This window comes from Micromonospora sp. NPDC004704 (assembly GCF_053601675.1).
Genome location: NZ_JBSGCD010000026.1, coordinates 1 through 14,670, shown reverse-complemented (window position 1 = coordinate 14,670; position 14,670 = coordinate 1). Strand labels below are relative to the sequence as shown.

Sequence of the window (14,670 nt, the reverse complement as noted above, 5' to 3'; positions counted from 1 at the left end):
GGATCTGTGCGGTCAGCCGGCCAACCGGCGACGGGTGGCGATCAACTCGCGCAGCCGGTCGACCCGAACCCGTCGCGGCTGCGTCCGCTCCCGCACCGACTTCGCACCGGCCAGCTCGGCGAGGAGCTGTATCCGCCGTCGGGTGCGCTCGGGGTCGAGCCGCTGCTCTGTCCAGGCCATAGAGGCGAGGGTGCCCAGTCGCGCGGCGTTCGTCAAGCCCGGTCGCGGTGTGCCACCGAGCCGGTACCCACCGCCCTAGATCGCGTACCGAGGGAAGCATTTCGGTCACCCATGGTCACCAGAGCGGCCATCCGGCGTAACTCCACCGGACCGCGACCGCGAGAGCGGCGATCGACCACGCCAACGCGGTGATCATCGCCACACCGACGGCGGCACCCCGGTCGCCGAACCGGACCAGCAACAGCGTGGCGAGCCACGCCGCCACCCCGGCCAGCAGGGTCCACCACGCGTACTCGCGCAGGTCACCGCCGAGCAGCCCGAACAGGAGAAACCAGGCCGCCGTCAACCCGGCGCCGCTGGCGAGCGCGGATCCGCGTACCGGGTGGGGCTCGCGGTAGGTCGGACGCGACGGCAGGCCGGACGGGAAGAGACCCGACGGCGTACGCGCCGGCTGACCGGCCTGGGGCCAGGGTTGCATCGTCGGCGGTTGTGCCATCACCCTCGCTCCTCCGCTCGGCAGCGGCCGGGCCCCGACCGGTCACGGTGGAGCAACGCCGCCGACTCGCAGCGTACCCGCCGGACGAGGGCCGTCCGGCTGCTCCGCACCACGCTGGGGGGCGAGGCGGAATCGCGCCGGTTCTGTCAGGATGGCCGGATGGCACGGGACGAAACGGGTACGCGACGCCTGATCGGGCGCCGCGGTGCGTACCCGATGGTTGTCCTGCTGCTGCTGGCGGCGGTGGCCGCCGCCGGCTGCGCGCAGAGCCGCCCGGCGGTCTGGTCCTCGCCGACCACCCCGGGAAGCGCCACCCCGGCCACCGTGGCAGCCGTGCCGCCCCCGGCCACGCCGTCGGTCACTCCGGCCGGTACGCCCTCGGCCAGCCCGACCGCCCTCCGGTACGTCTTCCCGGTGAACTCGGCCAACGCCTCCTACCACCCGACCCACTCCGCGTACGCGGCCACGGACATCTTCGCCTCGTGCGGTACGCCGGTGCTCGCCGTCACCGACGGGGAGATCCTCGAGGTGACCCGGGTCGACGAGTACAAGAAGAACGGCCCGCAGGGTCCGCTCAACGGTGGCAAGGCGGTGTCGCTGCTCGGCGACGACGGGGTCCGCTACTACGGTTCGCACCTGTCGGAGCTGGCCGCCGGCATGGACGCCGGAGTACGCGTCCGCGCCGGCCAGCAGGTCGGCAAGGTCGGCAAGACCGGCAACGCGAACAACGTCTGCCACCTGCACTTCGGCATCTCGCCCCCGTGCGACCGGACCGAGGACTGGTGGATCCGGCGGGGTGTGATCTGGCCGGCGCGTTACCTGGACGCGTGGCGGGACCGGTCGAACCGCTCGCCGGTGACCGAGGTGACCACCTGGCACCAGAAGCACAGGTGCCCGCCCGCGCCCTGAGCACCGGGCGAGCCTTGCCCCCTGCGCAACGGGACGGTGTGCGAGAGTCGGCGGCGTGAACGTCGCGGTTATCGGGCTCGGACTCATCGGCGGCTCCGTGCTGCGCGCACTGGCCGCCACCGGCCACCGGGTGCTCGGTTACGACGCCGACCCGGCCACCCGGGCCACCGCCAGGACCGCCGCCGCCCAGGCACTGGCGGCCCACCGCTGGCAGGTCACGCCGACGATCCGGGACACCGTCGCCCGTGCGGAGCTGGTGGTCCTCGCGGTCCCGCTGCCCGCCGTCGGCGGGGTCCTGGACCAGTTGCGCGACGCCGGCTACGCCGGCCTGGTCACCGACGTCACCTCGGTCAAGGGCCCGGTCTCGGCCCTGGTCGAGGAACGACTGCACCGGCAGCCGCAGCGGTTGGCCGGTTTTGTCGGCGGTCACCCGATGGCCGGTCGGGAAACCTCCGGTTTCGGTGCCGCCGATCCGGCGCTGTTCGCCGGCTGCGCGTGGGTGCTCTGCCTCGAACCGCGCGGGACCTCCCTGGCCGACTGGCTGGAACTGGCCGCATTGCTCACCCCGCTGGGCGCCCGGGTGGTCCCGACCACCGCCGCCGAGCACGACCGGGCGGTGGCGGCGGTCAGCCACGTACCGCACCTGCTGGCGGCGGCGCTGGTCGCCGGGGTGGCGGACGAGCCGTTGGCCGGCACCCTCGCCGCCGGCTCGTTCCGGGACGGGACCCGGGTCGCGGCGACCCGACCGGACCTGGTCGCGGCGATGTGCGGGGGGAACGCGGCGGCGGTCGGCGCGGCCCTGGACCGGGTGCTGGCGGCACTGCACGAGGCACGGGCGGCGGTTGACGCGGGCGAGCCGATCGCCGCACTGCGGGACTGGCTCGCTCCGGCGTCGGCGGCCCGCGCCGCCTGGCCGTACCGGCCGGGGACCGCGCGGGAACTGCCCGCCAGGATCGACGACCTCCTGGAACTGGGCCGGGCCGGTGGCTGGGTCCTCGCGGTCGCCCCGAACCGTCGTACGGTGACCGCGGTCAGACCCGTTCGCCCAGTGCCGGCCTGACCACCCGCCGGTCGGTGACGATCGCGGTGATCAGGTCGTACGGGGTGACGTCGAAAGCCGGGTTCACCGCACCGGCACCGGCCGGGGCGGTGGTGGTGCCCCGGAAGCCGAGGACCTCGTCCGGGCCTCGGTCCTCGATCTCGACGTCGGCACCGGTCGCGGTGTGGTGGTCCACGGTGGATTCCGGGGCGACCACGATGAACGGGATGCCGGCCCGGTGCGCGCCGAGGGCGTGCGCGTAACTACCGATCTTGTTGACGGTGTCCCCGTTGGCGCAGATCCGGTCGGCACCGAGGATCACCGCGTCGATCTCGCCCCGGGCCATCAGGAACGGGCCGGCGCCGTCGACCGCGACCCGGCACTCGATCCCGGCCTGCCCCAGTTCCCAGCTCGTCAACCGGGCCCCCTGCAGCAGCGGCCGGGTCTCGCTCGCCACCACCGCGCCGAGCCCGCCGCGCCGGTGTAGCTCGATCACCACTCCGAGCGCGGTGCCGCCGACCACCGCCGCGAGCCCACCGGTGTTGCAGTGGGTGAGCATCCGGGGGCGGGGCGGGCAGAGTTCGGCCAGCAGGTCCGCGCCGCGCTCGGCCATCGCGGCGGCGGCGGCGATCTCCTCGTCGCGTACGGCGAGGGCGGTGGCGAGGACCGCGTCGGGGCCTTCGGGCAGCCGCGCCGCCGCCCGGCGGGCACCGAGGGCCAGGTTCACCGCCGTCGGGCGGGCGTTCTCCACCAGGTGTACGGCGGCAGCCGTCGCCACCGGGTCACCCTCGTGCAGCCGGGCGGCGAGCGCCACCCCGAACGCACCGGCAACACCGAGCGCGGGTGCGCCGCGTACGGCGAGGGTCCGGATCGCCGCCACCAGTTCCTCGACCCCGTGCAGCCGCCGTACGGTGAGCCGGTCCGGCAGTGCGGTCTGGTCGATGATCTCGACGGCGCCGTCCACCCAGTCGATCGTCCTCATGTTCGGCAAGGCTACGGAGGCGCGCAAGCGTACGGGTGGCCGGTGTGCCGGCTACGGTGAGCTGATGACCGCTCGGGACGCGCTCGCCGACCTGCGCCGGATCGCCTTCCTGCTGGAGCGGGCGAACGAGGCCACCTACCGGGTACGGGCGTTCCGCTCGGCCGCGGCGACCCTGGCCGCGCTCCCCGCCGACGAGCTGGCGACCAGGGCACAGGCGGGTACGTTGACCGAGCTGAGCGGGGTTGGTGACGTCACCGCCCGGTGTGTGACCGAGTCGCTGGCCGGTGAGGAGCCGGTCTACCTGCGGCGGCTGACCGCGACCGAGGGCGTCGACCTGGACGAGGCGACCGCCGCGCTGCGGGATGCGTTGCGGGGCGACTGCCACACCCACTCGGACTGGTCGGACGGTGGTTCCCCGATCGAGGAGATGGCGCTGACCGCTGTCGATCTGGGGCACGAGTACCTCGTACTGACCGACCACTCGCCCCGGTTGAAGGTGGCCAACGGGCTGACTCCGGCCCGGTTGCGGCGCCAGCTCGAGCACGTGGCGGCGATCAACGCCGCGCTGCCGGAGGGGTTCCGGCTGCTCACCGGCATCGAGGTGGACATCCTGGCGGACGGGTCGCTGGACCAGGAGGACGACCTGCTGGCCCAGTTGGACGTGGTGGTCGGTTCGGTGCACAGCGGGCTGTCGGACGAGAAGGCGAAGATGACCCGGCGGATGCTGGCCGCGATCGCCAACCCGCACCTGGACATCCTGGGGCACTGCACGGGCCGGATGGTGGCCGGTCGGCCGCCGGGGGTGACCGGTCCGGGAGACAGGGGGCACCGGGCGCGTACCCGCCCGCCGAGCGACTTCGACGCGGACGCGGTCTTTGCCGCCTGCGCCGAGTACGGCAAGGCAGTGGAGATCAACTCCCGGCCGGAGCGGCAGGACCCGCCGAAGCGACTGATCCGGGTGGCGGTCGAGGCGGGCTGCGAGTTCGCGATCGACACCGACGCGCACGCACCGGGCCAGCTCGACTGGCAGCGGTTCGGCTGCGAGCGGGCAGCCCGGTGCGGGGTCCCGGCCGACCGGGTGGTCAACACCTGGGCGGCCGACGAACTGCTGGCCTGGACCGCCGGCCACGACGGCTGAGCCTCCGGGAGCGGCCCGTGTGGGTCAGCGGGAGACGGCCGGATCGGGTTCGGCGACGGCGATCTCCGGCTCGACGGCGTCCCGGGGACGATCGGTCGGGGCTGCGCTTCGGCGGCCCCGGAAGATCATGCGCTGCGACACGGCGACCCCGAGCAGCACGATCACCGCACCCACCGGCTGGTACCAGGCCAGGTGCTCGTCCAGCGCGAGCACCCCGATCAGCACCGCGAAGATCGGGATCAGGTAGGTCGTGGTCGACGCGGTGCTCGCCCCGGCGAGCCGGATCGTGCGCAGATTGATCACGAAGGCGAGGCCGGTGCCGAGGGCGCCCAGCGCGAGGACGCTGCCGATCACCTCTGGGGAGAGGCCGGTCGGTGCCGGCGGCGCGCCGGCCACCAGCGGGGCGATGATCGCAAGCAGCACGGTCGCCACCAGCAACTGGCCCGCCGACAGCGCCAGGCCCGACTCGGGCCGGCCCGCGACGAACCGCTTCTGGTACGGGATGGAGAGCCCGTAACAGACGGCCGCCGCGAAACAGAAGAGCTGCCCGGTGAACTGCGCCCCGCCCAGGCCCTGCCAGGCGCCGAGCACCACCAGGACGCCGACGAAGCCGAGCACCATGCCGATCGCCCGCCGGGCGGTCATCCGCTCGGTACGGAACACCAGCACCGCCATCGGCAGGACGACCAGCGGCGTGGTGGCGTTCCAGATGCCCGCCAGGATCGAGGAGACCCGCTGCTCGCCGTAGCCGAAGAGGGTGAACGGCAGGGCGACCCCGACGGTCGCGACCACGGTCAGGTGCAGCCACAGCACCGGGTCGCGGGGCAGCCGGTCCCGGAGCACCGCCAGCGCCACGAGCAGGGTCAGCGCGCCCGCGCCGGCCCGGCCGAGGGTGACGTAGAGCGGATGCAGCTCGCGTACACCGATCTTGATGAAGAGGAAGCTGGCCCCCCAGATCACGGCAACGGCGAGAAAACCCGGCAGCCAGGCGCGTACGTTGCTGTCAGGAGCGGAAGGGGTGGTCACCCCTGACACTCTGCCGCACCGGACCGACAGAAGTCGCGCGGGTTCCGGACCTCGAACCAGGCCAATCGCCGATCGGTGGCCTGGTCGGACCGGCCGCGCAAATGGCTCGACCTGCCGGCAGGTGGGTCACGTAGGGTCGTCTCGTGGGACAAATCGATGACCTCGCCAACCGCTATGTCAGCGACTGGGCGCCACTGAACCCGGTCGGCGCCACCTTCGTCGGCATCACCGGCTACGACGACCAGCTCGGCGACCTGTCGCCGGACGGCTACGCCGCGCAAGCCGAACTCAACCGGCGCACCCTTGCCGAACTTGACGTACTCGAACCGACCTCGGTGTCCGAGCGCACCGCGAAGGAGGCGATGCAGGAACGACTCGGTCTGGAACTCGCCCGGTACGACTCCGGCGAGACGGCCAGCGAGATCAACGTGATCGCCAGCGGCCTGCACGAGATCCGCCAGGTCTTCGACCTGATGCCGACCGAGGGTACGGAGGCGGTCAGCAACGTCGCCGCCCGACTCAACACCTTCGCCGCCGCGCTGACCGACTACCGGACCACCCTGCTCACCGCCGCCGACGCGGGACACGTCAGCCCCCGGGCGCAGATGATCGAAGTCGCCAAGCAGTGCGACATCTGGACCGACCCGGACCAGGACAACTTCTTCCACGGCCTGGCCGACCGGCTGACCGCCGACGGCGCACTCGCCGCCGAACTGCGCAAGGGCGCGGCGGCGGCAACCGCGGCAACCGCCGAGTTCGGGCAGTTCCTGCGTACCGAGCTGGCGCCCCGTGGGCGAGAGAAGCAGGCCGCCGGACGCGAGCGCTACCAGCTCGCGTCGCAGTACTTCCTCGGCGCCAAGATCGACCTCGACGAGACGTACGCCTGGGGTTTCGACGAACTGGCCCGGCTCGAAGCCGAGATGCGCGGCGTCGCGGCGCGGATCCTCGCCCCCGGCGCGACCGTCGACGAGGCGGTCGTGGCGCTCGACGCCGACCCGGCCCGCCGGATCCAGGGCAAGGAGGCGTTCCGCGACTGGATGCAGGCCCTGGCCGACAAGGCCATCGCCGATCTGCACGGCACCCACTTCGACATCCCCGAGCAGGTACGCCGAATCGAGTGCCGCCTCGCCCCGACCAGCGACGGCGGGATCTACTACACCGGTCCGAGCGAGGACTTCTCCCGCCCCGGCCGGATGTGGTGGGCGGTGCCGCAGGGGATCGACGAGTTCTCCACCTGGCGCGAGGTGACCACCGTCTACCACGAGGGCGCACCCGGTCACCACCTCCAGGTCGGGCAGACCCAGGTCCGCGCCGAGCTGCTCAACCGCTGGCAGCGGTTGCTCTCCTGGTCCTCCGGGCACGGTGAGGGCTGGGCCCTCTACTCCGAGCGGCTGATGGACGACCTCGGTTACCTGGACGACCCGGGCGACAAGCTCGGAATGCTCGACGGGCAGGCGTTCCGGGCCGCCCGGGTGATCGTCGACATCGGCATGCACCTCGAGTTGGAGATCCCGAAGGACAACCCGTTCGGTTTCCACCCCGGCGAGCGGTGGACCCCCGAACTCGGCTGGGAGTTCATGCGCGCCCACTGCCGGGTCCCGGACGAGAACCTGCGCTTCGAGCTCAACCGCTACCTCGGTTGGCCGGGGCAGGCACCGTCGTACAAGGTCGGCGAGCGGATCTGGCTCCAGGCCCGCGACGACGCCAAGGCGCGCAAGGGAACCGATTTCGACCTGAAGCAGTTCCACCTCGACGCGCTCAACCTCGGCTCGCTCGGCCTCGACCCGCTGAAGGCGGCGCTGGCCCGGCTCTGACCGCCGCCCGGCCCACAAGGCCGGTCACCACGACCACCGACGGTACGCCGACCAGGGTTGAGCCCGGTCGGCGTACCGGGTCGGGGCGTTGTCCTCACCCTGGCCGGCAGACCGGGCAGAGCGGACTAAAGTATGGACGCGAGCCGAGGGCCGCAGCCGCCGTGGTTCGCGGGCGAAGGAGTACTGGTGCACCTCACTGATCTGCGTGGTCGACGCGTCGCCGTCTGGGGCACCGGCCGGGAGGGTGTCGCCGCGGTCAACACGATCGCCCCGGTCGGCCCGGCCGACCTGGTCACGGTGCAGGACCGGGAAACCTTCCTGGCCCGACCGTGGGAGGGGCGGCTCGCCGAGATCGCCCCCCTGCACACCGGCCCGGAAGCCCTGGAACTGCTGCTGCGCGCGGACGTCGTGGTCCGGTCCCCGGTGATCGGCGAAACCCACCCGTGGATGATGCGGCTGCGCGAGCGCGGCGTGACGGTCACCGGCGGCACCGCCCTCTGGATGGCCGACCACGCCCCCACCACCATCGGGGTGACCGGGAGCAAGGGCAAGAGCACCACCACGGTCCTGATCAGCCACCTGCTCACCGCCGTCGGCCAGCCCAACGTCATCGGCGGCAACATCGGTACGGCCGTGCTGGAACTCCCCCCCGCCGACCGGTACGTCCTGGAGCTGTCCATGTACCAGTGCGCGGACCTGCTGGTCTCGCCGCAGGTCGTGGCGCTCACCGCGCTGGTCCCGGAGCACCTGGACTGGGCCGGCAGCGAAGCCGAGTACTACCGGCACAAGCTCAACATCGTCGAGCACGGCCCCGGTGTGGTGGTGTTCAACGCCAACGACGAGCAGCTCACCGCGCAACTCGCCGCCCGACCGGGACTGCCGCTGCTGGCCGCCGGCCGCCCCGACACCACCCACGTGGCACCCGGACCGGACGGCACGCCCTGGGTCCACCTCGCCGACCAGCCGCTCTTTCCCCGGTCGGCGTTCCCGCTGGTCGGCCGGCACAACGAGTGGAACCTCTGCGTGGCGCTGGGCGTACTGGCGTCGGTGGGCGTCGACCTGGTGGCGGAGCGTGACCGGCTCGCCGACGCAGCCGCCGCGTTCCCCGCCCTGGAACACCGGCTCACCCCGATCGAGGACCCGTCCGGTATCACCTTCGTCGACGACTCGCTCTCCACCATCCCGCAGTCGGCGATCCATGCCATCGAGGCGTTCGCCCACCGCCCGCTCACCGTCATCGTCGGCGGGGAGGACCGTGGCGTGGACTACGCGCCGCTGCGCGACTTCCTCGCCGACCAGGCCGTGCAGGCCACCCTGATCGGCGTACCGGACAGCGGGCCGCGCATCCTCGACATGGTCAAGGACCTGCCCGGGATCACCACGATCGGTGCGGACGACCTCGTCGAGGCGGTCCGCCTCGGCCGTACGCACACCCCGGCCGGTGGAGTGGTGCTGCTCTCCCCGGCCGCGCCGAGCTACGGCCGGTTCGACAACTACGCACACCGGTCACGGGTGTTCCGCCAGGCGATCTCTGACACCGCCGGCTGACCGGACCCGGTCGGATCCGCTGCCGGCTCGTACCGGATCGGTCTCGTCCTTTCGGCCATGCGGCGTACGTCGATGGTGCCGTAGCGTGAGGGATTCGCGCGTACGAATCCTTCGTACCCACCCGCGGGCTGTCATCCGGTCGCGCGCTTGGCTACCGTAGGCCTCCGGGTCGTGTCACCACGCGGGCTTGCCTACCGACCCCACCCCCCCGCCCTTCCCCTGATCGAGGTTGACCTGTGAGCCTGTACGGCGCGAAGAGACCCCCCGCCGGCGAGACACCGACCACCGAGATCTCAGCGGTGCCGCAGCAGGTCGGTGGACCCGTGACCGGGTCGGCCCCCGAGCCGCAACAGCCGGACTTCATGACCTTCGGCGCACCCGAGCAGGGCGAGGACCCGGCCGGCGCTCCGGTCGAGCCGAAGTCCCGCCGGGGGCGGCGCACGGCGCTCGTCGCGGGCGGCCTGGTCGCCGCCGTGCTGGCCGCGATCGGCGGCACCGCAGGGTACGCGTACAGCGGCGAGGTGCCGCGCGGCACCGAGGTGCTCGGCGTCGACCTGGGCGGCAAGTCCAAGGCGACGGCGGCCGCATTGCTGCGGGCCGAGTTGGAGCGGCGGGCGGACACCTTCGCCGCCCCCGTCTCGGTACGGATCGGCGACCAGACGGCCGAGTTCAAGCCGATCGACGTCGGGCTGGCCGTGGACGTGACCGCCACCGTCGAAGCGACGATCGGCGCCGGTGCGGGACCGGTAGATCTGCTCTTCAAGTCCCGCACCGTCGAGCCGGTGGTGACCGTCGACCCCGGCCTGCTCGACACGGAACTGCGCAAGACGGCCGGGAAGACCGGCCGCCCGATGACCCCGCCGTCCATCGTCTTCCAGGGCACCACCCCGAAGCCGAACTACCCGTCGCCCGGTCAGGACCTCGACCCGCAGCAGTCGGCGGAGGCTCTGCGTACGGGCTGGCTGAGCGGTCAGCCAGTGGTCGTACCGCTGGTCGAGGCGCATCCGACCACCACGAAGGAAGATGTCGACAAGCTCGTCAACGAGTTGGCGAAGCCGGCCGTCGCGGCGCCGGTCACGGTGACCACCGAGCGCGGTTCGTTCACCATTCCGCCGGCCGCGATCGCGAAGAGCCTGCTCCTGAACGCCGACAAGACCGGCAAGATCGCGCCGGTGGTGGACGAGAAGAAGCTCCAGGCGGCACTGACCACCCAGCTCGCGAAGGTCGAGGTCAAGCCGAAGGAGGCCACGGTCGCCCTCCAGGGCGGCAAGCCGCAGGTGGTGGCGAGCACCGGCGGGCAGGCGGTGGACACCGCGGCACTGAGCCGGGACCTGCTGGCGGTGCTGCCGCGCGCCGACGCACGTGAGGTCAAGGGTGTCCTCAAGCCGGTCGAGCCGAAGACCAGTACGGACGCGATGGCCAAGTTGGGCATCAAGGAACAGGTCTCGACCTTCTCCACCAAGTTCACCGGTGGGCTCTCCTCCCCGCGCAGTCACAACATCGTGACGATCGCCAAGGAGGTCGACGGTGCGGTGGTGAAGCCCGGCGAGACGTTCTCCCTGAACAAGCACACCGGCGAGCGCAGCTACGCGCAGGGCTACAAGGACGCCCCGGTCATCCTCGACGGCAAACTGGTGCCGGGTGTCGGTGGCGGGGCGTCGCAGTTCACCACCACCATCTTCAACGCCACGTACTACGCCGGGCTGGAGGACGTCGAGCACAAGCCGCACTCGTACTGGTTCGACCGGTACCCGGCGGTGATCGAGTCGACGATCTTCTACCCGGACCTGGACTTCAAGTTCCGCAACGACACCGAGTACGGCGTCCTCATCGACACCTCGTGGACCAACGACACGATCACCGTGTCGATCTGGAGCACCAAGGTGTACGACAGCGTCAAGACGGTCTACGGCCCGCGCCGCAACATCACCAAGCCGAAGCTGATCCACCTGGACCCCGGCCCGTCCTGCATCGCCACCAGCGGCATCGACGGCTTCACCCAGGACGCGTTCCGGGTCTTCAACAAGGACGGCAAGGAGCTGAAGCGGGAGAAGTTCACCTGGCGGTACGACGCCGAGCCCCGGTACGTCTGCGCCAAGAAGCCGAGCTGACCCCGCAACCCTCGCTCGAAGGTATGACACAACCGGGATGACATCGAGGCATTGCGATACATCGGTTGGCTTCCATACGCTGCCGGCAACGTGATCTGCGCGCGCCCACAAGGCGCGCCAATCCTTTGCTTGGAGAGGGATCCCATGGTTCGCTGGCGCAAGCTCACCGGCCTGGCGGCCGCCGCGTTGACCGCGGTAACCGTCGGCAGTCTCGCACTGGTCGCACCCGCGTCCGCCGCACCGGAAGGCGACGTGACCCCGCTGGTCGTCGGCGGCACCCGGGCCGCCCAGGGCGAGTTTCCGTTCATGGTCCGGCTCTCGATGGGCTGCGGCGGTGCCCTCTACAGCCCGCGGCTCGTCCTGACCGCCGCGCACTGCGTCGGCGCCACCGGCACCAACACCAGCATCACGGCCACCCTCGGCGCGGTCGACCTCCAGTCGTCCAGCCGGATCACGGTCCGCTCCAACTACGTCCTCCGGGCGCCGGGTTACAACGGCAACGGCAAGGACTGGGCGCTGATCCGGCTCGCGACGCCGGTCACCAGCCTGGCCACCCTGCCGATCGCCACCAGCACCGCGTACGACTCCGGCACGTTCACCGTCGCCGGTTGGGGCGCCGCCCGCGAGGGCGGGGCGCAGCAGCGTTACCTGCTGAAGGCGACCGTGCCGTTCGTCGCCGACAGCACCTGTGACTCCCAGTACGGCGGCGATGTCATCGTCGCCGAGGAGATCTGCGCCGGCTTCGCCAGCGGTGGGACCGACACCTGCCAGGGCGACTCGGGTGGCCCGATGTTCCGTCGGGGCGCCAACAACGCCTGGGTCCAGGTGGGCATCGTGAGTTGGGGCAACGGCTGCGCCCGCCCCAACTACCCGGGCGTCTACACCCAGGTGAGCTACTTCGCCTCGGCGATCGCCTCGGCCGCCGCGAGCCTCGGCGGCTGACCGTACGTCAAACGGCGGCCGGTCCGGGGACACAACCTCCCGGGTCCGGCCGCCGTTTCGTGTACGGGCGCTCAGGGTGCGACCACGTTGCCCCTGCCCCGGCGTCCACCCCGCCCGGACCGCCGCCGCTGGCTCTCCACCCGGTCCCGACCGAACGCGTCCAGCCGCCCCCACCGCCCCGGTACGTCGAGCAGCTCGATCCGCCCCATCCCCTGTGGCAGGGCCGGGTCGACCACCAGGTGGTTGTCGTGCGGTTCGAGACCGAGCAGCACCCGGATCAGCATCATCGGGGTGCCGGCCGACCAGGCGTGCGGGCTCCAGTTGGTCGGGTACTGCACCGGATACTTGGTCAGGCTCCGGTCGTACCCGGCGAAGAGTTGCGGCAGCCGCCCGTCGAAGTACTGCGAGGCGTCGATCATCGCGGAGGCGATCCGCCCGGCCTCCTCGTTGAAGCCGTACCGGCGCAGGCCGAGGGCGATGAACGAGTTGTCGAACGGCCAGATCGCCCCGGTGTGGTAGCCGGTCGGGTTGTACCGCTCCTCCCCTTCGGCGAGGGTGCGTACCCCCCAGCCGGAGAAGAGGCGCGGGCCGAGCAGGTGCTCGGCCACCTTGGCCGCGCGCGGCGGGTCGACGATTCCGCTCCAGAGCAGGTGGCCCATGTTCGACGACAACGCGTCGACCTGACCGCCCTCGGCGTCCAACGCCAGGGCGTAGTACTGGCCGTCCTCGATCCAGAAGTCCCGGTTGAACCGGGCCTTGAGGTCGGCCGCCTCCGCCTCGAGTCGGTCGGCGTAGATCGGGTCGTGCCAGATTCGCCGGGCCAGCCGGGCCCCGCGCATCTTCGCGTCGTACGCGTAACCCTGTAGTTCGCAGGTGGCCCGGGGGAACGACGGCAGCCTCCCGTCCCGGTACGAGATCGAGTCGGGGGAGTCCTTCCAGCACTGGTTCTCCAGCCCGCTGGCGCTGTTGCGGCGCTCGTACGAGATGTAGCCGTTGCCGAGCAGGTCGCCGTACGCGTCGATCCAGTGCAACGCCGCCCGTGTCTCGTGCTCCAGCCGGCGGACGAGCTCCACGTCCCCGGTCCAGCGCTCGTACTCGTCGAGCAGGATCACGAACAGGGGAGTGGAGTCTGCCGCACCGAAGTACGGCGAGTGCGGCTGCTCCTCGAACGCGGCCGACTCCCCGTACCGGAACTCGTGCAGGATCTTGCCGGGTTCCTTCTCCCGGAAGTCGTCGAACACGGTGGCCTGTGTCGCGGCGAAGGTGTTCAGCGTGCCGACCGCGAGCTGTGGTGTGAACGCCATGGCCTGGATGGAGGTCAGGATGCTGTCCCGACCGTAGAAGGTCATGAACCAGGGTGTTCCGGCGGCGATCAGGTTCGCGCCGGTGGCGAGCGCACCGAACTGGACCGCCGCCAGGTCGATCAGCCCTCGCCGGTACGCCGTCGCCAGCGCGGCGTCGTCGCAGCCGAGCTGTGGCGCACCGGCGAGCCACGATTCGAGGTCCCGCTGTGTCTCCGGGTTCACCGCGGCCCGGTGGGTGTCCAGGAGGTCCCGGGTGTCCTTCCCACCTTGGCCGGGCAGGTGGGCGGTTACCTTCAGCAGGGTCGTCCACTGCCCGTGTGGCGCCAGCCGGAGTCGGAAGGTCATCCCGTGTTCGTCGATGTCGGCCGGGGCGCTCGACGACACCAGCGCTTCCCGTACGTAGCTGTCGCGGACGTAACGGAGGCGGAGGTAGCCGTCCTCGACCACCACCGACGTCTCGCGCTTCGTGGCCAGGGACTGCTTGAGTTCGAACACGTCGACGAAGTCGGCCGCCATGTCCAGCCGTACGGTGAAATCGACCGTCTCGCCCCGGTGGTTCAGTACGGTCAGTTCCTCCTGGAGCCCTCCGCTGAGCTTCCGGTGCCGGATGACGGAGACCTTGGCGTCGAGGTAGTGGGTCGGTTCTCCGGGCACGAGGAAGAATCGCGATTCGTAGTACTGGAGGTCGTCGACGGAGAGGGCGTGCAGACGCTCACCGTTGATGGTCAGTTTCCACTCGGACAGGAAACGCTGATCGAACGAGAACATCCCGGTCGGTACGAGCGCCGAGGGTTCGATGTCGCCGCGACCGTCGCTGACCACGAAGGCGTTGCCGGCCAGGATGGTGACGTACGGCTTCACTGCGGCCCCCTATCGCGTCGAGCGCGGTGGGAGGGCGCCCCACCCGGCCAGGATGAGCCTCCTTCCCCGGCAGGCAGCCTCCCCGTTGCCGCCTCGGCCACGTCACCCGTACGGGATGAGCTTCCACCAGGGCAGTCGCACCCGTCCCTGACGTCACATGCGGCTCAGGCATTCGGGGTGGAAAACAAGTTAGGGCCACCCCGAAGGGTGGCCCTAACTAGAAAAAAGTCCGGCGGCGTCCTACTCTCCCACACCCTCCCGAGTGCAGTACCATCGGCGCTGGAGGGCTTAGCTTCCGGGTTCGGAATGTAACCGGGCGT

General features: G+C 71.2%; 12 protein-coding genes and 1 rRNA gene. 7 read left to right on the top strand and 6 right to left on the bottom strand.

The features are described 5' to 3' along the window. Window positions 1–12: 12 nt before the first annotated feature. Complete coding sequence (locus ACWEFB_RS27935; RefSeq protein ID WP_326561696.1) at window positions 13–180, bottom strand: hypothetical protein; 168 nt, start codon at window positions 178–180, stop codon at window positions 13–15. Between the two features lie 115 nt (window positions 181–295). Further along, window positions 296–676 carry a hypothetical protein gene (locus ACWEFB_RS27930; protein WP_326561697.1) on the bottom strand — a complete coding sequence of 127 codons (381 nt, stop codon included), beginning with the start codon at window positions 674–676 and terminating at the stop codon, window positions 296–298. Window positions 677–835: 159 nt separating this feature from the next. Between ACWEFB_RS27930 and ACWEFB_RS27925 the strand changes: the two genes are divergently transcribed. Together ACWEFB_RS27925 and ACWEFB_RS27920 are read left to right on the top strand one after the other, a co-directional pair. Continuing rightward, window positions 836–1,585, top strand: coding sequence for a M23 family metallopeptidase (locus ACWEFB_RS27925; RefSeq protein ID WP_452290084.1), 750 nt, complete (start codon window positions 836–838; stop codon window positions 1,583–1,585). 55 nt (window positions 1,586–1,640) lie between these two features. Then, window positions 1,641–2,645, top strand: a complete 1,005-nt coding sequence (locus tag ACWEFB_RS27920; protein WP_452290082.1) for a prephenate dehydrogenase — start codon at window positions 1,641–1,643, stop codon at window positions 2,643–2,645. On the opposite strand, the gene mtnA is transcribed toward ACWEFB_RS27920, so the two are convergent. Then, on the bottom strand, window positions 2,617–3,606 hold the full coding sequence (mtnA, locus tag ACWEFB_RS27915) for an S-methyl-5-thioribose-1-phosphate isomerase (RefSeq protein ID WP_452290080.1): 990 nt from the start codon (window positions 3,604–3,606) through the stop codon (window positions 2,617–2,619). The two genes, ACWEFB_RS27920 and mtnA, sit on opposite strands and share 29 nt — an antisense overlap. 64 nt (window positions 3,607–3,670) lie before the next feature. On the opposite strand from mtnA, the gene ACWEFB_RS27910 reads away from it, so the two are divergent. After that, window positions 3,671–4,744, top strand: coding sequence for a PHP domain-containing protein (locus ACWEFB_RS27910; RefSeq protein WP_452290078.1), 1,074 nt, complete (start codon window positions 3,671–3,673; stop codon window positions 4,742–4,744). A 24-nt stretch (window positions 4,745–4,768) separates the two neighbouring features. On the opposite strand, the gene ACWEFB_RS27905 is transcribed toward ACWEFB_RS27910, so the two are convergent. Further along, window positions 4,769–5,770: a DMT family transporter gene (locus ACWEFB_RS27905; RefSeq protein ID WP_452290076.1), complete on the bottom strand. Its 1,002-nt coding sequence runs from the start codon at window positions 5,768–5,770 to the stop codon at window positions 4,769–4,771. A 143-nt stretch (window positions 5,771–5,913) separates the two neighbouring features. On the opposite strand from ACWEFB_RS27905, the gene ACWEFB_RS27900 reads away from it, so the two are divergent. The 4 genes from ACWEFB_RS27900 to ACWEFB_RS27885 all read left to right on the top strand — a co-directional run bounded on the left by ACWEFB_RS27900 (window position 5,914) and on the right by ACWEFB_RS27885 (window position 12,185). Then, the gene (locus ACWEFB_RS27900; RefSeq protein ID WP_452290074.1) at window positions 5,914–7,584 is read left to right on the top strand and encodes a DUF885 domain-containing protein; all 1,671 of its coding nucleotides are present in this window, start codon (window positions 5,914–5,916) and stop codon (window positions 7,582–7,584) included. A gap of 186 nt (window positions 7,585–7,770) precedes the next feature. Beyond that, entirely contained in the window at window positions 7,771–9,132 is a 1,362-nt protein-coding gene (gene murD, locus ACWEFB_RS27895) for a UDP-N-acetylmuramoyl-L-alanine--D-glutamate ligase (protein ID WP_452290072.1), read from the top strand. A 236-nt stretch (window positions 9,133–9,368) separates the two neighbouring features. Next, complete coding sequence (locus tag ACWEFB_RS27890; RefSeq protein ID WP_452290070.1) at window positions 9,369–11,243, top strand: VanW family protein; 1,875 nt, start codon at window positions 9,369–9,371, stop codon at window positions 11,241–11,243. A 144-nt stretch (window positions 11,244–11,387) separates the two neighbouring features. After that, on the top strand, window positions 11,388–12,185 hold the full coding sequence (locus ACWEFB_RS27885; protein WP_452290068.1) for a S1 family peptidase: 798 nt from the start codon (window positions 11,388–11,390) through the stop codon (window positions 12,183–12,185). 71 nt (window positions 12,186–12,256) lie between these two features. Here the strand turns inward: ACWEFB_RS27885 and ACWEFB_RS27880 are convergent, their stop codons facing one another. Then, a complete protein-coding gene (locus ACWEFB_RS27880; RefSeq protein ID WP_452290066.1) occupies window positions 12,257–14,350 on the bottom strand; it encodes an amylo-alpha-1,6-glucosidase in 2,094 nt (697 codons plus the stop codon). A gap of 227 nt (window positions 14,351–14,577) precedes the next feature. Beyond that, window positions 14,578–14,670, bottom strand: a 5S ribosomal RNA gene (gene rrf, locus ACWEFB_RS27875); the annotation flags it as partial.

Coding starts and splice junctions, on each gene's coding strand:
- ACWEFB_RS27935 (WP_326561696.1), bottom strand. CDS start 180: ATGGCCTGGACAGAGCAGCGGCTCGACCCCGAGCGCACCCGACGGCGG.
- ACWEFB_RS27910 (WP_452290078.1), top strand. CDS start 3,671: ATGACCGCTCGGGACGCGCTCGCCGACCTGCGCCGGATCGCCTTCCTG.
- ACWEFB_RS27925 (WP_452290084.1), top strand. CDS start 836: ATGGCACGGGACGAAACGGGTACGCGACGCCTGATCGGGCGCCGCGGT.
- ACWEFB_RS27885 (WP_452290068.1), top strand. CDS start 11,388: ATGGTTCGCTGGCGCAAGCTCACCGGCCTGGCGGCCGCCGCGTTGACC.
- ACWEFB_RS27930 (WP_326561697.1), bottom strand. CDS start 676: ATGGCACAACCGCCGACGATGCAACCCTGGCCCCAGGCCGGTCAGCCG.
- mtnA (WP_452290080.1), bottom strand. CDS start 3,606: ATGAGGACGATCGACTGGGTGGACGGCGCCGTCGAGATCATCGACCAG.